This is a genomic window from Arthrobacter sp. TJ-266 (genome assembly GCF_058269115.1).
In genome coordinates this window covers 25,607-42,424 of sequence record NZ_JBZCNC010000007.1, presented here as the reverse complement: position 1 = coordinate 42,424, position 16,818 = coordinate 25,607, and the positions used below count along the sequence as shown (strand labels likewise).

The 16,818-nt window shown below is 62.5% G+C and carries 24 protein-coding genes; 14 read left to right on the top strand and 10 right to left on the bottom strand.

Annotated elements, in window-relative coordinates; translation table 11 throughout:
- Positions 1-19 precede the first annotated feature (19 nt).
- The gene (locus AC4D12_RS16110) at positions 20-1,231 is read left to right on the top strand and encodes an MFS transporter (protein ID WP_490950967.1); all 1,212 of its coding nucleotides are present in this window, start codon (positions 20-22) and stop codon (positions 1,229-1,231) included.
- Between the two features lie 86 nt (positions 1,232-1,317).
- Here AC4D12_RS16110 and AC4D12_RS16105 read toward each other — a convergent pair whose 3' ends face one another.
- The 4 genes from AC4D12_RS16105 to AC4D12_RS16090 all read right to left on the bottom strand — a co-directional run bounded on the left by AC4D12_RS16105 (position 1,318) and on the right by AC4D12_RS16090 (position 3,637).
- The gene (locus tag AC4D12_RS16105) at positions 1,318-1,800 is read right to left on the bottom strand and encodes a GNAT family N-acetyltransferase (protein ID WP_490950966.1); all 483 of its coding nucleotides are present in this window, start codon (positions 1,798-1,800) and stop codon (positions 1,318-1,320) included.
- A gap of 126 nt (positions 1,801-1,926) precedes the next feature.
- The gene (locus tag AC4D12_RS16100; protein ID WP_490950965.1) at positions 1,927-2,478 is read right to left on the bottom strand and encodes an RNA polymerase sigma factor; all 552 of its coding nucleotides are present in this window, start codon (positions 2,476-2,478) and stop codon (positions 1,927-1,929) included.
- Positions 2,475-2,879 (bottom strand): hypothetical protein, encoded by a 405-nt coding sequence (locus tag AC4D12_RS16095; protein WP_490950964.1) that lies wholly within the window; start codon positions 2,877-2,879, stop codon positions 2,475-2,477. The genes AC4D12_RS16100 and AC4D12_RS16095 overlap by 4 nt, the downstream gene beginning before the upstream one ends.
- A 374-nt stretch (positions 2,880-3,253) precedes the next feature.
- A complete protein-coding gene (locus AC4D12_RS16090; protein WP_490950963.1) occupies positions 3,254-3,637 on the bottom strand; it encodes a hypothetical protein in 384 nt (127 codons plus the stop codon).
- Positions 3,638-4,565: 928 nt separating this feature from the next.
- Between AC4D12_RS16090 and AC4D12_RS16085 the strand changes: the two genes are divergently transcribed.
- Positions 4,566-4,844, top strand: coding sequence for a hypothetical protein (locus tag AC4D12_RS16085; RefSeq protein ID WP_490950962.1), 279 nt, complete (start codon positions 4,566-4,568; stop codon positions 4,842-4,844).
- Positions 4,845-4,887: 43 nt separating this feature from the next.
- Here the strand turns inward: AC4D12_RS16085 and AC4D12_RS16080 are convergent, their stop codons facing one another.
- On the bottom strand, positions 4,888-5,304 hold the full coding sequence (locus tag AC4D12_RS16080; protein WP_490950961.1) for a hypothetical protein: 417 nt from the start codon (positions 5,302-5,304) through the stop codon (positions 4,888-4,890).
- 677 nt (positions 5,305-5,981) lie between these two features.
- The gene (locus AC4D12_RS16075) at positions 5,982-6,326 is read right to left on the bottom strand and encodes a histone-like nucleoid-structuring protein Lsr2 (RefSeq protein ID WP_490950960.1); all 345 of its coding nucleotides are present in this window, start codon (positions 6,324-6,326) and stop codon (positions 5,982-5,984) included.
- A gap of 178 nt (positions 6,327-6,504) precedes the next feature.
- On the opposite strand from AC4D12_RS16075, the gene AC4D12_RS16070 reads away from it, so the two are divergent.
- Positions 6,505-6,729 (top strand): hypothetical protein, encoded by a 225-nt coding sequence (locus AC4D12_RS16070; protein WP_490950959.1) that lies wholly within the window; start codon positions 6,505-6,507, stop codon positions 6,727-6,729.
- A 94-nt stretch (positions 6,730-6,823) separates the two neighbouring features.
- Here the strand turns inward: AC4D12_RS16070 and AC4D12_RS16065 are convergent, their stop codons facing one another.
- The 3 genes from AC4D12_RS16065 to AC4D12_RS16055 all read right to left on the bottom strand — a co-directional run bounded on the left by AC4D12_RS16065 (position 6,824) and on the right by AC4D12_RS16055 (position 8,988).
- A complete protein-coding gene (locus tag AC4D12_RS16065) occupies positions 6,824-7,045 on the bottom strand; it encodes a hypothetical protein (protein WP_490950958.1) in 222 nt (73 codons plus the stop codon).
- Between the two features lie 123 nt (positions 7,046-7,168).
- Positions 7,169-7,432 carry a hypothetical protein gene (locus tag AC4D12_RS16060; protein ID WP_490950957.1) on the bottom strand — a complete coding sequence of 88 codons (264 nt, stop codon included), beginning with the start codon at positions 7,430-7,432 and terminating at the stop codon, positions 7,169-7,171.
- Between the two features lie 1,232 nt (positions 7,433-8,664).
- Positions 8,665-8,988, bottom strand: coding sequence for a hypothetical protein (locus AC4D12_RS16055; protein WP_490950956.1), 324 nt, complete (start codon positions 8,986-8,988; stop codon positions 8,665-8,667).
- A gap of 491 nt (positions 8,989-9,479) precedes the next feature.
- Between AC4D12_RS16055 and AC4D12_RS16050 the strand changes: the two genes are divergently transcribed.
- The 3 genes from AC4D12_RS16050 to AC4D12_RS16040 all read left to right on the top strand — a co-directional run bounded on the left by AC4D12_RS16050 (position 9,480) and on the right by AC4D12_RS16040 (position 10,964).
- Positions 9,480-10,142, top strand: a complete 663-nt coding sequence (locus tag AC4D12_RS16050) for a recombinase family protein (RefSeq protein ID WP_490950955.1) — start codon at positions 9,480-9,482, stop codon at positions 10,140-10,142.
- A gap of 13 nt (positions 10,143-10,155) precedes the next feature.
- A complete protein-coding gene (locus AC4D12_RS16045) occupies positions 10,156-10,455 on the top strand; it encodes a hypothetical protein (protein ID WP_490950954.1) in 300 nt (99 codons plus the stop codon).
- Positions 10,456-10,775: 320 nt separating this feature from the next.
- Complete coding sequence (locus tag AC4D12_RS16040) at positions 10,776-10,964, top strand: hypothetical protein (protein ID WP_490950953.1); 189 nt, start codon at positions 10,776-10,778, stop codon at positions 10,962-10,964.
- Positions 10,965-10,991: 27 nt separating this feature from the next.
- Here the strand turns inward: AC4D12_RS16040 and AC4D12_RS16035 are convergent, their stop codons facing one another.
- Positions 10,992-11,726: a MerR family transcriptional regulator gene (locus tag AC4D12_RS16035; RefSeq protein ID WP_490950952.1), complete on the bottom strand. Its 735-nt coding sequence runs from the start codon at positions 11,724-11,726 to the stop codon at positions 10,992-10,994.
- Positions 11,727-11,781: 55 nt separating this feature from the next.
- On the opposite strand from AC4D12_RS16035, the gene AC4D12_RS16030 reads away from it, so the two are divergent.
- The 8 genes from AC4D12_RS16030 (at position 11,782) to AC4D12_RS15995 (ending at position 16,720) form a co-directional block, all read left to right on the top strand.
- The gene (locus tag AC4D12_RS16030; RefSeq protein ID WP_490950951.1) at positions 11,782-12,234 is read left to right on the top strand and encodes a DUF6194 family protein; all 453 of its coding nucleotides are present in this window, start codon (positions 11,782-11,784) and stop codon (positions 12,232-12,234) included.
- Positions 12,231-13,073, top strand: coding sequence for an RCC1 domain-containing protein (locus AC4D12_RS16025; RefSeq protein WP_490950950.1), 843 nt, complete (start codon positions 12,231-12,233; stop codon positions 13,071-13,073). The genes AC4D12_RS16030 and AC4D12_RS16025 overlap by 4 nt, the downstream gene beginning before the upstream one ends.
- Positions 13,074-13,168: 95 nt before the next feature.
- On the top strand, positions 13,169-14,107 hold the full coding sequence (locus tag AC4D12_RS16020; RefSeq protein WP_490950949.1) for an oxygenase MpaB family protein: 939 nt from the start codon (positions 13,169-13,171) through the stop codon (positions 14,105-14,107).
- Positions 14,108-14,612: 505 nt separating this feature from the next.
- Positions 14,613-15,050: a hypothetical protein gene (locus tag AC4D12_RS16015; protein ID WP_490950948.1), complete on the top strand. Its 438-nt coding sequence runs from the start codon at positions 14,613-14,615 to the stop codon at positions 15,048-15,050.
- 102 nt (positions 15,051-15,152) lie between these two features.
- Entirely contained in the window at positions 15,153-15,449 is a 297-nt protein-coding gene (locus AC4D12_RS16010; protein ID WP_490950947.1) for a hypothetical protein, read from the top strand.
- A gap of 115 nt (positions 15,450-15,564) precedes the next feature.
- Positions 15,565-15,843 (top strand): glutaredoxin family protein, encoded by a 279-nt coding sequence (locus AC4D12_RS16005; protein WP_490950946.1) that lies wholly within the window; start codon positions 15,565-15,567, stop codon positions 15,841-15,843.
- A gap of 5 nt (positions 15,844-15,848) precedes the next feature.
- Positions 15,849-16,073 (top strand): hypothetical protein, encoded by a 225-nt coding sequence (locus tag AC4D12_RS16000; RefSeq protein WP_490950945.1) that lies wholly within the window; start codon positions 15,849-15,851, stop codon positions 16,071-16,073.
- 74 nt (positions 16,074-16,147) lie between these two features.
- Positions 16,148-16,720, top strand: coding sequence for a single-stranded DNA-binding protein (locus AC4D12_RS15995; RefSeq protein WP_490950944.1), 573 nt, complete (start codon positions 16,148-16,150; stop codon positions 16,718-16,720).
- Positions 16,721-16,818: the final 98 nt, after the last annotated feature.

The window sequence follows — 16,818 nt, the reverse complement described above, 5'->3', positions numbered from 1 at the left end:
ATGTGGGGAGCGCGGAATCGTGGCTGACCACATCTCCTATCTGCAAGTCCTGCGCACACCAGGGGTACTGAGAGTTTTCCTCCCTGCCCTGCTCGGCCGCCTCTCCCTGGCCATGGTCGGTCTGGCGCTCCTCCTTGCTGTCGTCGACGTCACCGGCTCGTTCGCCATCGCGGGACTGATGACCGGTGCTTTCGGTTTGGCGAACGTCATTGCCTCGCCCTGGCGTGCCCGACTCGTCGACCGGTGGGGACAACGACGGGTCCTGAACCTCCTCGCCCTGACTAATGCGGCAAGTCTGTGTTTCTTCGCCTACCTCCTGTCTCAGGGAGTGGACATGGTGCTCTTACTCGGGACCGTTGCCGTACTGATCGGGCTGAGCACCCCGCCCCTGGGTGCCTCGATGCGAGTGCTATGGGCCTCTGTCACACCGGCAGGACCTGTCCGCACCCGCGCCTACAGTGTCGACGCGGTCGCCGAGGAGCTCACTTTCACCACCGGCCCAGTGACCATCGCTGCCATCATCGCCGCAACCTCACCCTTGGCCGGGTTGCTCGTCACAGCAGCCGTCGTCGTCACCGGCACAATCGGCATGACGTCCGGACCTGTCTCGGCGACGCAGAAAGGAGCGCCTCACCGCCTGGCTACGGAGCACAAGCCCCTACGACAGAAAGGGTTCATCCCGAACCTCATCATCTTGTTGGGAGTAGGAATAGTTCTGGGCGCCATCGAGGTCGCCGTCCCCGCCTCCGCTGATCGGGGGAACTCCGTCGCCCTCGCCGGCTGGCTCCTGTCCGCGTTCGCCGCAGGCAGCGCCACCGGCGGGCTCCTCTACGGGCGACGCACCTGGCGCTCGAGCCTCGGAACCCGGTTGGTGGTGCTGTGTGCTCTGATGTCCGCCGGGACGATAGTTCTGGCGTTCGCGGAATCGATTTTCGCCAGCGTCCTGGTCCTCGTGGCCGTAGGGTTCTTCCTCGCGCCCTCGCTTATCACCGGGTACCTCGTCGCCGATAGCATCACTGCCCCGGCAGCCCGGACGGAAGCCTCGAGCTGGATCAACACCTCCGTGAACTTCGGAGCATCACTATCAGCTGCAACCGTGGGACTTATCGTCGACGAATACTCCCCCGGGACAGCCCTCATCACCGGAGGAACCACAGCACTCATCCTCACCGCGACGATGTGGGTGATAACCCGACGACCAGCACAGCTCGGTCAGAAACCGGCAACGTAAAACTGCAACCGATGAGGGGATCCCGCGCCGTCGAACGGACGGTGTGGGATCGTCGCCCGGTCATCCGCTCGACGATCCTTCCCGTATCAGTTGGTGACATCTCCCTCGGTAGGTGCCGTGAGGGTCTTGATCATGATGAGGGTCGGACCGTCCCAATTGAGTGCCGAGAACTCGTGCATTGGCGAGAAGCCGACGGCGCGGTAAAAGGCTCGCGTTTCGGCGTAACCATCGTCGTGGTACGAGGGTCCAACTGTGTGCACCTCGAGGAATTTGCACCCGTCTGCGCTGAGCGCTGTCTCTATTGCTCTAACTAGACGTTTGCCTGTACCTGCTGCGCGACGCCGGGCGTCTACTGCGATGAGCGCGATCTCTGCCGACTCGCGGAAGTGTCGATCAATCAGCGCGACCCCAATTGTTCGTCCGTCATCGGTCGCGATGTAGGAGTCGAGAATTGATGCCTGAGTGATGTAGTTCTCGATCGCTTCTTCTATCCCAAACCACTCCGGAAGCGATCGAAGGACTTGCTCGACTCCATCAGGATCTGCTCGACGCTCAACTAAGACAGGCACACGATCAGTCTTTCAGATGCCGATCCCACTCAGGACCCGTAGGTGGGACACCTGTGGGGGAGGGGTGGTCGGCGGTACGGAAGTTCCCGTTCGTTGAACTTCCGTACCGCCTGCTTGTGGGTGGCTCTAGTCGCAGTGGTCGGTGAGAGCCTGGCGGAGGCGTGTGCGGGCGCGCGCATGCCGGCTACGGACAGTTGTGGCTCGCATCTGGAGTAGTTGGGCAGTCTCAGCGAGGGTGAATCCGTCCCAGTAGACCAAGCGGATGATTTCCTGATCGAGGTCATCGAGAAGCCCGATGACCGCCAGTACCTGCACCTCCGTGTCATCCGGGGGTGTTCGGTTGCTGGCGGTCAATTCTGCGATCAAGCGTTCCGTGAGCGCGCTTCTGCGGGTTGTCGTACGGCGTTGACCGGAGAGCACTTTCCGGGCGATGCCGTAAAGCCACATCCTGGCCTGAGTCTCGTCCGCTGGAAGGAACTTCTGCCGTCGCCAGGCGATCAGCAGTGTCTCACCGAGGAGGTCGGCGGCGTCTTCGGGGGTTGCTGTGCGGCGCAGGAAGTAATCGAGGAGCTTCCCGGATTCACGGTTGACGAGTTCGCTGACCTCCTCGCTCCGATCGCTAACCCGGGACGCGCCCAAGAAAGGCGTCCTGTGGAAGGTGATGCTGTTGGCCGTCAATGAAGTTCTCCGGCGCAGTTGGCGGTTCCGCCGAAGTGATCACCCTCATCGAGGACTCCCTCGGGGATCGCGATTAGTTCGCGTTCGGCTTTGGCCCACGCATCCCGCGGGTTCTCCACGGAGGGGGTTCCAGCTCCTTCGTAGAGGAGTGTGCGATCGGCTTCGTAGACCAGGGCCCTGTCGTAGATACGCTGTCCGATGCCGGTCCAGTCCTGGGCGCTGAGGTAGTCGACTGCGGCTGTTCCGGTCTCGACGTTGTTGCTCTCGCCGTTGAAGATGTCCATTGAGCAGGAGATGTCTTTGCCGGTGTCCGTGGTGTAGCTGATCGGGATGGTGAAGTCCGGGACCACGCCGTCATCGGAGCTTCCGGTTGTCGCCACCAGCAGCAGCGGTGCGGCCACGACTGGTGTCACCGCCCACCACCACTTCGAGCGAGTGTGTCGAGGTGCTCGTCCCATTGACCGGGATTCCATTGCTACTGCGCGCAGAGCGGACTGCACGCCGGGCTGCGCCGAATGGGACTGTGGTGCGCTCTGGGTGAGTAGGTCATCGATGGTTGGTTTCGTCATTGGGGTCATCCTCCACGTTTAGGTGTTCACTCACCCGGTACATGGCCAGCAACCACCCAAACGTTGCATGTTGACGAACAATTTTTCCTGGTCGTCATCCGCCGGTAGCTGATCGACGGTCGGAGCTCGTAATCAGTCGTCGTGACGACGTCCAGTCTCACTTCCGGTAGCGAGAAGGGGCGGTTAGCGATCCGCCTACGGACTACTTACCGGGACATGCCCACGCAGTTCGTCTGGCTCTCAAAAGAGAGGTTTGAGACGCCGTACGCGTCCCGGGTCCCAAGCGCTTCGGTCTCATCCTGAACGAATACGAAGATCGCGTTCGAGACCGCGATCCGGTAGAGCTCATCTTCGGAATACGGCTCGGCCGACGACACGGCGTCACCGCCGCCATCCTGAACAGGTATGTCGAGGGCGGTGAGCTGAGCCAGTTCGTTATCTATGTCTGCAGCAGCGAGCAGGTCAGTGGTGCGGAGCAGGTTTTGAGCGGTACGAATATCAGCGGGGTCTCCTGATGCGACGACGATCCTGTGCTCACACGGGACACCGCTGGGAAGTGTGAACTGCACAACGGTGTCGGGGGTTTCCAACGACGGTATCCACACTTCCCAACTGGACCGAGTCGTCGTCACGGCTGGTATTTCCACGGGGGCGTCGGCCTGCGGAGGAGGGGCGCCATCACTGGAGGGCCACAGCGTAAGAGAAGCAGCTAAAGCTGCGGCGGCCGCTAAGCCCAGGAGCAAGCGGGTGCGCCTAGGAAGCGGCGGTCGAACGGGCGCTTCGGGGCGTGCTGGCTCGTCATCCTCGGCTCCGAGGTCAACGATCCGGACCCCACTGTTTTGGTTCATGTTTCAGCTCCGACCGCTGTTCCTGTCCCTCATGCTTCGACCTTAGAGCTACGGGGGCATCATCGTGGTATGCGGAGGTGGGAGGTGAGCGCGCTGCGGCGAGTTCCGTCTTTGCCCGGTGGTAGCGGGACCGGACGGTCGATGCTGGCAGGCCAAGGTATTGGCTGACCTCCGTCGATGTTCGGCGTGTTCGGCGTGTTCGACTCGGCATTGTTGCGTTGGGGTACACCCAATTGCGAGGCAAAAGTGTCCCCATCTAGGGGCTGTACTTGCTGCACCACCACAGCCGAACTGCTGCACCGTGAGTGAGAAGGTCCTTGGTGGTGACCGTCGATCCGCATGAGCGCGAGCCGTAAGCTGGGGAGACATCTAGCGACGGGGGTTCCACTTGAACGACGTCAGTGTCATGACCGGCGAGGCCGCGAGCCAGGTGGACGGGCTTCGGTCGCCACGTACATACGGAGGATTGCTTCTCCTGGTCAGCGCCCTGACCGTCGTTCCGGCAACGAACCTCTCTGTCCGAGGCGCAGCTCTCGTTCTTGGAATCTCCGGTGCTTTGCTGCTCATATCCGGGATTCGCACTCGTCGGAGATCATCGACCCTGTCGGCTCCAACGGCAGCCGCTTTCGGTGCCGGAGCCCTAGCGATTCCACCTCTTAGTGCAGTCTTGATGTTCGATGCAGCTGCAACCACGACAAGCTTGTTCATACTGCCCACGGTGTTCTTCGCTGCGTATGTTGCTCGCATGCCTGTTCAGGGCCGTCGCGACTGGACTCTCGTTCTCGGCCTTCCTTTGGCCGCAACACTTGCTTTGCTGATCGCTACCATTTTCGTCAGTACCAGCGGTCAGTCGTTTTTTGCGGATCTCGCGCAGTCCGTCGTTGTCTCGCTTGCTGGGATGGCGGCGTTCTACTTCTTGATCTCGCTTGTTAAACCACGGAACCGGTGACCGCCCGAGCCGCAGTCACCGGTTCCGAACACTCAGCGTCGGGCTACGGGAAGATAGCCAGGCACGTTGTGGCCCTGACCACCCCGGAGACCTTGAAGTCGAGGCAGAGGTCCCCAGCTTCCCGAGCTGCCTGCGGGAACATCGAAGGCAGTGAGTAGCTTGCCTGGCCGCACCCTGTGGTGATGGGGAAGTTGATTTCGTTGTAGGTCACACCAGCGGCATCCCTCAGGCGGTACACAGCCTGGTAGTTGCAGAACAGCGGTACCGTCGCGGAGGGGCCGATGCACTCGACTCCTGAAATTGTTCGGTCGATCTGCAGGCCTGTTCCCTGAACGGACATATTCAAGAAGCAGCCGGTCGGGACGTCGACCGTCACGCCACCGTTCTGGTAGCTGAAGGTGTCAACCGGACTGGTTGCGAAACCGGACCGGAGCTCGGGTACCGGAGCTTCCTCGCTCATTACTGCAGGCTGCTGTTCAACTGCCTGCGCTGGACCCGCCGTGGCGAACGCGGCCATCACGAGGACACCCAAGAAGGTTACGGACTTGACCAACGGGGTACGCGCAAAGCGCCCCTTCCGTCGGCCCGGAGCTGTGAGAGTGAATGAAGCGGTCATTTTCTTCTCCTTGAATTTGCGACTCACCAGTTGGTTGCTGTGGCAAAACATCAGCCTCCTTCACTTTTAGTGAGCAAAGCACTGGTGGCTAGATCTCTCTCGACCCATCCGGCGATCGTTACCAAACCGTCACTATGGGCCGAATGCTGCATTGGTGACGGGAGCGGCGAAGCGAGTGCAACCCACAGTGCGCGGTCAACGTGGCGTTGGGGTACACCCCAACGCCACAGTGCATGGGCGCTTAATTCACGTTGCTCTAGGGTCCATTTGCGACTTTCGCAACAAGAATGATCGAAGGTCTAGACATGATGCAACGCCCGCGTGGGTGTTGGGGGAGTGGGTCGCAGTGCGAAGTTGCGCGCTGGTCCTGGCGCGCGGCCTCCACAGTTGCCTCGCCCTGACTGCGTTCCTGCCGCAGCTCGAGAGAAGGACCACGGGACTCAGGGGACCGCCCGCCAGGAGCTGGAGGGATTCGCATCCGCCGGACCGTTGAGTCCGTCTTCGCGCGGGGCCGGCAGCTGTTACTTCTGGGCTTCGTTATATGCGTCGATGATGGTCTGGTTGATCCGGCCCCTCGAACTGGGGTTGTACCCGTTCTCCTGCGCCCAGGCGCGGATCTGCTGGGTGTCCTCACGCTTGGAACGGCTCGCGGTACCGCCAGCCTTTGAGGCGCTCTGGCTTCGGCGTCCGGTGCTGGCCTTCCGACCCTTCTCCACGTACTCGGAGATGGCTGCGCGGAGCTTGGAGGCGTTCTCAGTGGTGAGGTCTATCTCGTATTCGGTGCCATCAAGCCCGAAACGCACTGTTTCGTCTGCTGTCTCACCATTGAGGTCATCAACCAATTCGACCTGCACGCGCTGCGCCATTGTTTACTCCTGTTTTCAATCGTTGATCCCCACAGCACACCAACTTACGTGCCGATCCCCGTCCACGCGATTCCCATCAATCACCTCGATGTGTCCGCAGGCCGATCCCCGTCCGAGTAGTACGGCGGCGGCATAGGCTACGAGGCATGATGACCGGGCATAGGTCGGGCCGAGATCGATGATGCTCGAAATCCTGGGATTAGCAGCACGCATCTTCTTCGAGGTGTTGCCCGACTTCATCGGGGCCCTGGACTTCCCGGGCCGATCAAAGTACCGCGACTACCTCGACACGGTACCGACCAGCGCAGTCCCCTTGCCCAAGCGCGAGTGGAGAGCAGCTGGCAGACCCGAGCGCCACACGTCTGCCGAGAGCGGTGTCACCAAAGCTGAAGGGCAAGCATGACCTGATCGGCGGATCACGTCCGTCAATGCCCGTAAGCCGATCCCGATCCGGGCCGTGTTTGGGATCCTGGTCCACTGCGTGGCGCAGAAGCACGTTACTCGCGAGCTGCCCACCTCTTCCTCTCCCGCCGATTAAGGATGAGTGCCACCACGAACATCACGGGTGCTGCGATCGCAGCGAATGTCAGAGCAACGGTCAACCCAAGGAAGACATTCAAAGGAACGACGATCATGATGACGATCGGGGTCGTTGCCAGCAATAGGATCTGGCTCGGAGTTGGCTTCGGCTTTTCGGCGTTCTGGGGATCGGACATCATGATTCCTCTGGTTGACGGTCCCTCTGACATTTTCACAGCTCGACCTGGGAAGGCCAACGACTGCTCTAGTGCTGACCGTCCCGCTCGAGGATCCCTGTATGAACCTCCGAGGGAGCAACGGCTTCAGATGAGGGTCTTTCGAGGAGGGGTTTGGTTGACTGTCGCCGTCCACGCCCACTCCGCGTATCCCTCTTCGTTCAACTCCTCGCTGTCATCCCACTCTTGGACCCACTCCTGAAAAATGACGATTGACCGGATGTCGCTGGGGGAAGTTTGCTCGAGCGTTGTCGCGAGGTGATCCATGTAAGCGGAAAAGTCCCCTCTGTCTTTCCCAAAGGGGATGCTCAGGCCGTACGACCACACGGGTTCTTCACGGGGAGTAGGCATCAGTCGTCCTCATCTTCTGGAATCGAGGAGCAGGTTATCTGGATGGTGAAATTGGCACGGCCTGTGCCCCACTAATGCTCATGCCCACATCGTGCCATCATGCTCGTGCGTCGAGCCGCCCACCCTGTCCCACTGCGGAATCGGTTATCGGGACAGCTAGCGGCCTGACTCAGTTAAGCTTGCCGAAGCGCCCTGCGGCCTCGGATGGCACGCGTTCTGGTTTCATCGACTTCACGAGGAGAGTCACGCCCACCACAAGAAGAAAGAAAGCTAGGACAAGTAGACTTTGATCGGTCGGCGTGGCGGGGCATCCAGCGGAGCTGTCATCAATCTCGGGGCAACTGCGCCATGGTTGAAGAAAAAAGATGATGCTACCGACCGCCCCCGAGGTGGTCAGCAGGAGCCCCAGTACCCTGTATCCGGTCTTTTTAGGAATGCCCATGTGTCATGAAAGCACGCAGACGACCGTCAGTGGTGTTGTGGCATTCCATGTTTTCGCGCCGCCCATGCGGGCGAAGAAGCGTTCACCGTCCCGCTCATCGATCCCTGAGAGGGCACCCTATTTTACTGTCCGGCTGAGGGATGCCGGGATGCCGGGATGCCAGAGTGTTACCTGATGACTCGTTTCCTTGTGTTTAGTGCACCAATCCTCGTTGCCTTCTCAGTGTTGGTTTCTGCGCGCTTTAACTATCCAGCGGTGAAAGAAGGTAAAGCGCTCGATCGCTTCTTTATCGGCGTGCAGCTAGTCCTCAATCTCGTTTCGATCGGCCTAGCTGCGGCCCTTCCACCATTGACGGGTTTCATAGGTCAGCCATGGCTTGCCTACGTCGCATTGGTTCTGGTGACCTCGGCCTTGCTGGTGTATCCCGCGCAGCTACCTGCTTGGCGCAAGGTGGCTCCCTCTACCCGAGGTCGACGGTCAGTGTCGACATCTGATCTGCGGCGAACACGTTGGCCCTACCAGGCTCCCTTTTCCCTCGGATACCTTGCTCTCCTGATCTATTCATTTCCAATCGCTACAAGGTATGCGGGTTGATCCCGAGCGCCGATGGGTCGCTGGCCGTCCCTTTCGAGGACGCGCCAGGGGGGCCGGTATCCATCCCCCAGCGGACAGGCTGCGGGCCAAGGCTGCGAGACTGAATTAATGACCATCTCGCCTGACTACAACTCCTACGCGTCGAAGATGCGTGCCATGGTTGATGCAGGAACAGATCTTGGCGACACCCAGCGACTTATTGAGCGTGCATCGCAATTATTGGGCCAGTGAGCATATTGAGTTCAAAAGGGTCAACCTCGGGATGGGTCTTTTTCCAAGCACTCATATTCTTGAGGTAGGGACCCATATCTCCGCCTGGGTCGTGCACGCTGTTTGCTTCACGGCGGAGTGCGTTGATCCTGGTCAGCAACTCTTCACCCCGTTCGGTACCGACCTCCTCAAGGATCCGCTCGTCTACTGTCGGCACTTTCTCCCCGGCGCGGCGGGCTGGATGATGACGCCATTGCCCCTCGAATTCGCGGAAGGCTTTCAACGCTGCGGAAAATTCTTCGTCAACCATGCCCTCACTTTAGATGCTGCCCCGTTTCGCGCGGCCGTCAGGATAACGACCCCGTCAGGCTACGCAAGGCACAGCCCACCAAACGGGCCCCACTACCGTCCGGCCTCACAGCTTGCGTTTCCTGCCGGTTACCACCGGATGTCGGTGTGGGCCCGCAACCGCCGGGGCTGCCCGCAAGCCGGTCCTCCAACGGGACACCCCTAACCGGCTTGAGCGAGGAGGGGTAGCCCATATGGAAACTGACGAGGTCGATTCCCGGATGACCCGCCCGAGAAAATGCCCGGTGATGGTGCCCTAATCGGGACAGTCACTACTGATCCAAGATGTCCTCGCCGCTCTGGACCAGAGTGGCGAATACGAACGTATTCGCTACACGCAGCTGCGACACCGCGAATCAGCGCCTAGAAGCACCTTTCATGTATCAATACTCAGTGCCAGAATCTATGTTTCACTTCTGCTCCGGCGGGATGGGTTCCGCTACATTGAAGAGCATGCGACATCTTCTGGGCTACGCGCGAGTGTCGACAACCGACCAGGACGCCATGTTGCAGGTCGACGCGCTGACTGCTGCCGGCTGCTATCGGGTGTTCGTCGACACCATTTCGGGATCCATTGATCAGAGACCGGAGCTCACGAAGCTGTTGGATCAGCTCAGGCCGGGGGACACGCTCGTGGTGTGGAGGCTCGACCGGCTCGGCCGCTCCATCCGACACCTCATCGACCAGCTCACAGCGCTCCAGGGCAAGGGCATCGGGTTCAAGTCACTTCAGGAAACGATCGACACAACCTCACCTGGCGGCCGGCTCGTCTTCCACGTCTTCGCCGCTCTCGCCGAGTTCGAACGTGACCTCATTAGGGAGCGCACGAACGCCGGTCTCGCGGCAGCCCGAGCTCGAGGCCGCACCGGTGGGCGCCCACCGCGGCTCAGTCCTCAACAGGCCACGGCCGCTAGACGAATGTATGAGCAGCAGGACATGACCGTCGAACAGATCGGTCAGGTCCTTGGAGTCAGCAGGACCACCATTTACCGGACACTCAAGCGCGACCAGGCGACTCCTGCAAAGGGGCGAAAGCCGAGATCGAAATCACCGGCGAAATCAGCGGCCGAGGTCGAAGCATTCGAAACCAGGCTCACGCCAGAGGTCTCGCGATGATCAGGACAATACGATGATCAGAATCATCCGCTGGTTGCTCACCTCGAGCATCCGGTACAGCTACCTGTTCGTCCGCGCCATCCTCCGGCTGCCGCTCCTCCTGCTGCCGATCCCGCCGCGGGTCCGCAATCAGGCCGCTGGCGCGTTGGTCGTCGGCCTGTGGTTCTTCTCATCGTGGTTCGTCGCTACCGCAGCCGGCGCGCCGTGGTGGGGGCAGCTCATGATCGCTGCTGGAGGTGCCCTCGTCGTCGCCGGTGTGGTCCGGATGGAAGGTCGCCGGCCGATCGTTCGCCGTCCGGCGCGCGTCCGATGACGCCTCGGCAGAGGTAGCAGGGGATGAGGCAGCGCAGGGGAGAGGCTGACCGGTTCTGGGAGAAAGTCGTCAAGGGCCCGCGGCCTCACGACTGCTGGATCTGGACCGGAGCCGTCGCTGACGACGGCTACGGGCGGTTCTGGGTCACTAGAGATGGTGAACAGCGTGCCTTGCGGCCGCAACGCTACGCCTACGAACACCTCACCGGGGAGACCCTGCACCCCGGCATTGCGCTCATGCACGTCTGCGACGTTCCACTGTGTGTCCATGCCAGCACCGGGACAGAAACACACCTGCTACCCGGCACCCAGGCGCTGAACATGCTCGACCGATCCCAGAAGGGCCGGCACGCGAACGCCTCGACCTTCCGGTGGCGCGGCGTAGGCCGCGTCCAGTTCCGGGCCCAGTCCGTCGAGCTGCGCACAGCCCTCCTCGAGCACGGATGGAACGAACCGATCATCCGTCCGCTGCTGACCGGCATCGACCCCGAGGCACCGACCCTTTTCTGACCATGGAAGAGTCCTCTAAACCATGGGTTACCGGCGAGGTGACGCAGACCGGATGAGTGAGTACAGGTGACTTGCCGCTTCGAGGAGGGCGGCACTTCTTGTATCGAGTGCGTTGAGTCGGGCTTCGAGGAGCGTTTGCAGCTCGGTCACGTCGGTCGAGTCGCGCAGTTGCGTGAGAGCTGCGGCGATCGCGGGGATCGAATGCCCGCCGCTCCGAAGGATCGCGACGATGCGGGCGTCGATGATCGCTCGCCTCCCGTATCTGCGGGCTAGCTGTGGTGAGAGGCGATCAGGGCGCAGGAGCCCTTGCGACTCCCAATGGCGCAAAGTCGAGCTGCGAACTCCGAGCGCGCGACCAAGTTCAGTGATGCTCATGCTGTCGCTCCGGGCGTCGAAGACATCTCCCGCTTCTGCTTCAATCAGGTCGACCCCGCGGCGGGCCTCCAGAGCCGCTAATCGATCCGCATGGATGGCGGCGTGCAACTCATCGATGACGGCGGCGGCCGCGCGGACGGTGCCGGTGATCATCACCGGCATGATGACTCGCGCGCGGATCGGGCCGGCGGCGATGGTCAGGCTCCGGTAGGCCAGGAGCGCATCGACGTGCTCGCTTCCGTATCGGCGATAGCCGTTGTCGGCCCGTTCCGCCGGCGGCAGAACGCCCAGGCGTTCCAAGTCCCGGACCTGTTGCGTCGAGTACCCAGCGAGACGAGCCGCTTCAGCGGTCGTCAGCGTCTCCCTCTTGATACTTACCCCCGTCATTCCGCGGTTGTAGCTTTTCAACTCCACATAAGCACTTGAGGGTCAGCATTGAGGTATGGACATGCAGAACATCATCGAGTCAGTCAACGGCTTCGACGGGGTGCTCGTCGTGCAACCGCAACCATGCAGCGACTTCCCGGAGATCGCCTGGGGAGACGCGTTCTTCTACTACGCACCCGACGGCGTCATGCCGACCCGCGTTCAGCCCTACGGCACGATCGTCACAAAGAATTACCCCGATGACACCGCGTCCGACCTCGACGCCCCGGGGCGCTTTCGCGTCAACGTGCACGCCGGCCGCGAGCTCGTCGGAGCGCTCGACGCCGACGTCAACCCCGCGGCCATCGACTCACTTGTGCCTCATCCGCTCTACGCCTCCTCGGGGTGGATGTCGGTGGTGAACCCGGGGGAGCGGACATCCGAACGCATCCTGGAGCTGCTGCGCCGCGCCCACGACGCTGCGCAGGCGCGCGTAACGCGGCGATCGGCTCTCGAGGACCAGGGATGAGCGGACGGGTCGCCGCCGGCCGCCGGCACAGCGTCGGCATCGGCCCCGACGGTGTGGTCGTGATCGCCGGTGATCCCCATGCCGAGGAGTGCCAGGTCGCTGGGTGGCGCAGCATCGTGTCGGTCGCAGCAGGGAACGTGCATACCGCTCCCAACACAGGTCGTGCCCACACCATCGGCCTCACCGCGGAGGGAACCGTCGTTGCGACCGGATGGAACGGTGACGGGCAGTGCGATGTCGGGTCCTGGACGGGCGTCATTACCGTTGCGGCCGGCTGGCGGCGCACCCTGGCGGTGCTGGAAGACCGCACAGTGCGGGCTGCTGGCCGACGCAGAGAGGGCGCTTGTGATGTCGGCTCGTGGACGGGAATCACTGACATCGCGGCCGGTGATTGGCACACGGTGGGCGTCAAAGTTGACGGGTCGGTTGTCGCAGTCGGGAACAACCGACGCGGCCAATGCGACGTCGCGTCCTGGCAGTCCGTTCGCTCCGTCACTGCGGGATACCTTCACACTGTTGCGCTCACCACTGATGGTCGAGTCCTCGCCGCTGGGGATCGAGCGGCCGGACTCTCAGACGTGGAGAGGTGGACGGACGTGACCGCGATCGCCGCAGGAAGCCGTCACACTGTCGCGATCACTGACGGAGGCCGAGTGCTCGCGGCCGGCGACAACTTACACGGCCAGAGTGAGGTCACTTCGTGGACGGACGTCGTGACAATAGCAGCCGGATCCGCCCACACAATCGCCGTGCGCTCCGATGGCACCGTCCTCGCCACGGGCCATAACGATCAAGGCCAGTGCGACACCACGCACTGGCGCCTAGCAGCGTCTGAATAGGCCATCGCCTGTCAGGGGCGTGTTCTACGCTGTGTAGTAGATACCTGTCCGGGCGCCCGTCGTGCCCGACCTAACGTCGTTGGAGCATCATGTCTGTGAGCTCGATCCCACACCCCGCCGATCTGGCCCACCGCGTCCGCAGCGCGTTCCGTGCCCGGGTCTCGGGTGACCCCACTGGGGCGCCGGATTGGGTGCGCGACATCGCCCTGGTCGGGGAGGGCCCGGGTTTGTTCGAGCCTGACGGGGTCGTCTGGCAGGTCCACGGTGGCCTCTCGACTTTGGTCGGCGGGGTCGCGGCCCTCCTCGGGCAGGGGGCGCACCCGCTGGCGATGGCCGGGGTTGCACGGCATTCCTCCTACCGCAGCGACCCGTGGGCCCGCCTCGCCGGGACCGCGCGCTGGCTCACGATCACCACCTTCGGCTCCACTGAACTTGCCGAGCGGGACTCGTCACGCGTCCGCCGCATGCACGGGAGGGTCAACGGCACCACCGACGACGGCCGCGCCTACTCCGCGTCCGATCCTGCCCTGCTTCGCTGGGTGCATCTGGCCTTCACCGACGCCTTCCTCGGAGCCCACGAGGCGGTTGGTCACGACCTGACACCGCAGTTCGGCCGCAATTGGGCCGACACCTACGTCGCCGACTGGTCCCGCAGCGCCCGGACTCTCGGCGCCGAGGACCTGCCGGTCAGCCGTCGGGAGCTCGCCGAGGCGCTACGCGCGCTTGAGCCTGACCTCGAACCAGTGCCCGCCGAGCTCCTGGCTTTCCTCTCCGCACCGGACGGACTGAACCGGGCCGAGCGGATCTTCTACAGCGGCATCGCCAGCGCCGGAGCGTTGGTCATCTCCCCGTCCGTGGCTCCCCTCGCCGGGGTGCCCGGCCGCGGTGACCGCTCGCTCGCAAATCGCCTCCGGTTGCAGCGCACCCGCTTGCAGTTGCGGACCTTCCAGCTGGCCCTCGGCCCGCATAGCCCTTCCGTGGATGCGGCGCGCTACCGGCTCGGCCTCGCCGGCCGCCCGGACTGGCTCGACTAAAGCTTGGCCGCTACTACTGCCTCGATCGCGTTCATTACGCTTGATTGATACCGATGAGTATTTGAGTATTTGAGCAAGGGTCGGCACCGATGGGTGTCGGCCCTTCGTCGTCTGTGGGTGGGTATCTGGCCTGTAGTGCTTCTCTGCTCTCCGCTAGGGCTCCGAGCAGGGCAATGGTCCTTCGCTTCGCTCCGGCCTGTCACGGCCAGGCTGCTCCTTCGTCGCATCCCGTCCGGGTCTTTTTTGCTGCTGTCCTACGGATTGTGCGTCCCCGCTCCACAGCGTCAACCGGCTCCGCCGGCATCGGGCACACCGATCCTGTCCGGCGCTCCTGCGTCGCTTATTTCCTCCCAAAATCGGTGCACCCTCGCACCTACGGCGTTGAGCACTGCTCCGTCGGGGACGAGCGAGCGAGCTCGCCAGCAGGCAAAAAACAACGGGGAAAGGGTCCGCTGCTGGTCACTACAGGGCCTCGACTCCACCACCGCAACGAAGGAGCAACACTGTGAACACCGATACCGCAGTTCTGGTCAGTACCACCACGAAGGACACCGAGGAGACCGTCAGCGCCCCCGTCCTGCCTGTGGATGACCGCACTGGCGACGGGTACGACTGGCTCGAAAACCTCACCGGTAGCCCGTGGAAGGTCATGGGCGCATGGGGCACCGATGGATGGGACGCCGGGTCCTGGCCCTACGTCTTCTTCGCCACCGCCACCCACCGAGACGAGACCGGCACCCTGTATGGGTACGGGACCTACATCGAGGGCGACACCTACACGCACTGGTACCGCGCCGAGGACGCCTGCCACAAGGCGATCACCGCAGAGGTCTTCTGGTACTGGAAGCACGGACAGGCAGACGGGCCGGCCCACCTGCCAGCCACGGCCGAGGAGCTGGACGACGAGTTCACCAAGCCTTACGGATGCATCCACCGCTGCTAGGACTCGCTGACGAAGGCCGCACCCCGCCCCAGCGGGCGGGGTGCGGCTCGGCCCTCGACCTCACCAGCTTCATCCCACTAGCCCGAAAGCAGGCACGCACTGATGCCCGAAATGCTGTTCTCCATGAACCGGACTGTCACCCAGGCCGACTCCGTCCGAGTCGCCGTCGATGAAGATGCGATGTTCGCCTGGCTGCAGGAGAACCCCAAAGAGAATGACTGGATCCAGCCCGTCAGCGACAAGGACGACATATGCGCCGAGGACGTCCGCCGCTACATCGAAGCCCATCCCGAGCTGCGCGACCATCCGCACTTCCACGAAGCAGCCGGAGAACCGCGCGAGAGCTGGTCCCAGCTGGAAATCATTGGTTCAGCGGACCAGAACCAGAACCGAAGTTAGCGGGATTCATGCGGCAGAAGTGCTGTTTTTTCAGATGAATAAACGATAGGATTAGTACCAGCAGCACAGCAGTTGACTCTCACCAAAACCCACACGTAACCAAGGACTGAGCGCCATGACCATCACCATCTTCGAGAAGCCCACCGGGTGCTTCGGATGCAAAAAGACAAAGGAACTGTTTGATGCCGCAGGCGTCCAGTTCAACACCGTGGACATCACCACCAACGACCAGGCCCTCGCCTACATCACCGAGGAGCTCGGCTACAGCCAGGCGCCCGTCGTGGTGTACGAGAAGGACGGCAGTGAGGACCACTGGTCCGGCCTGAACCCCACCAAGATCAACCAGGTCATCGCCCTCGACTCCAACACCTCGACCAGCGCGGAAGGTAGGTGAGCACCATGGCCACGCCCACCACCTCGAGGAAGCGTGTTGACGGTTTCGTCATCCTGGTCTGGCTCATCGGCATCGCCGGTGCCGGCCTCCTCACGGTGGCCGCAGTCCTGGCCATCACCCGCGGAACCCTCCTCGCCGGTCCCGACGCCCTGTTCTACGCCGCCCAAGGTGCGCTCCTCCTCGGCGGGGCGCTCGGAATCTGGCGCGCTAAGACCCCCAACGGACCCTAGACACTTAATACTCAAATACTCATTCACTCATCAACGACAACACCAGCACCCCATACGAAAGGCAGTTGAGCATCATGGCCGGAGAAACGATCATCACCGTCATCGGGAACCTCACCTCGGATCCCGAACTTCGCTTCACTCCCAGCGGGGCAGCGGTCGCGAACTTCACCATCGCGTCCACGCCTCGCACGTTCGACCGGCAGTCCAATGACTGGAAGGACGGCGAAACCCTGTTCCTGCGCTGCAACGTCTGGCGCGAGTCGGCCGAGAACGTCGCCGAGACCCTGACCAAGGGAACCCGCGTCATCGCCCAGGGGCGGCTGAAGTCCCGCAGCTACGACACCAAGGAGGGCGAGAAGCGCACCGTGATGGAGCTCGAGGTCGATGAGGTCGGGCCGAGCCTTCGGTACGCCTCAGCGAAAGTTACCCGCGCTCAGCGCAGCGGATCCGGCAACAACGGCACCGGTGGAGGCAACGCCCAGGGTGGGGGAGGGTTCCAGGGAGGTGCGCAGCCGGGCAACCAGAGCCAGCGGATTCAGCAGCAGCCCGCGGATGATCCATGGGGAGCCCCAGCCGCAGCAGGTGCCGGCGGTACGGGCAGTGCCGGGGGGTGGGGCAACGGCCCCGACAGCGAACCGCCGTTCTGATCAACACATAGGGTGGCCGGCAACCGTCGATCACCCCCTGATCATCGACCCTCACTTACTAGCAGACCTGCACCCACGAAGACCGCCTCTGGAAGGAT

Bases quoted from the DNA above. Each gene is read 5' to 3' on its own strand.
- AC4D12_RS16070 (WP_490950959.1), top strand. From the start codon at position 6,505: ATGATGCTCGAAATCCTGGGATTAGCAGCACGCATCTTCTTCGAGGTG.
- AC4D12_RS16000 (WP_490950945.1), top strand. From the start codon at position 15,849: ATGGCCACGCCCACCACCTCGAGGAAGCGTGTTGACGGTTTCGTCATC.
- AC4D12_RS16050 (WP_490950955.1), top strand. From the start codon at position 9,480: ATGCGACATCTTCTGGGCTACGCGCGAGTGTCGACAACCGACCAGGAC.
- AC4D12_RS16065 (WP_490950958.1), bottom strand. From the start codon at position 7,045: ATGATGTCCGATCCCCAGAACGCCGAAAAGCCGAAGCCAACTCCGAGC.
- AC4D12_RS16075 (WP_490950960.1), bottom strand. From the start codon at position 6,326: ATGGCGCAGCGCGTGCAGGTCGAATTGGTTGATGACCTCAATGGTGAG.
- AC4D12_RS16025 (WP_490950950.1), top strand. From the start codon at position 12,231: ATGAGCGGACGGGTCGCCGCCGGCCGCCGGCACAGCGTCGGCATCGGC.
- AC4D12_RS15995 (WP_490950944.1), top strand. From the start codon at position 16,148: ATGGCCGGAGAAACGATCATCACCGTCATCGGGAACCTCACCTCGGAT.
- AC4D12_RS16005 (WP_490950946.1), top strand. From the start codon at position 15,565: ATGACCATCACCATCTTCGAGAAGCCCACCGGGTGCTTCGGATGCAAA.
- AC4D12_RS16035 (WP_490950952.1), bottom strand. From the start codon at position 11,726: ATGACGGGGGTAAGTATCAAGAGGGAGACGCTGACGACCGCTGAAGCG.
- AC4D12_RS16085 (WP_490950962.1), top strand. From the start codon at position 4,566: ATGTTCGATGCAGCTGCAACCACGACAAGCTTGTTCATACTGCCCACG.
- AC4D12_RS16010 (WP_490950947.1), top strand. From the start codon at position 15,153: ATGCCCGAAATGCTGTTCTCCATGAACCGGACTGTCACCCAGGCCGAC.
- AC4D12_RS16045 (WP_490950954.1), top strand. From the start codon at position 10,156: ATGATCAGAATCATCCGCTGGTTGCTCACCTCGAGCATCCGGTACAGC.
- AC4D12_RS16060 (WP_490950957.1), bottom strand. From the start codon at position 7,432: ATGCCTACTCCCCGTGAAGAACCCGTGTGGTCGTACGGCCTGAGCATC.
- AC4D12_RS16080 (WP_490950961.1), bottom strand. From the start codon at position 5,304: ATGAGCGAGGAAGCTCCGGTACCCGAGCTCCGGTCCGGTTTCGCAACC.
- AC4D12_RS16055 (WP_490950956.1), bottom strand. From the start codon at position 8,988: ATGGTTGACGAAGAATTTTCCGCAGCGTTGAAAGCCTTCCGCGAATTC.
- AC4D12_RS16040 (WP_490950953.1), top strand. From the start codon at position 10,776: ATGCTCGACCGATCCCAGAAGGGCCGGCACGCGAACGCCTCGACCTTC.
- AC4D12_RS16030 (WP_490950951.1), top strand. From the start codon at position 11,782: ATGGACATGCAGAACATCATCGAGTCAGTCAACGGCTTCGACGGGGTG.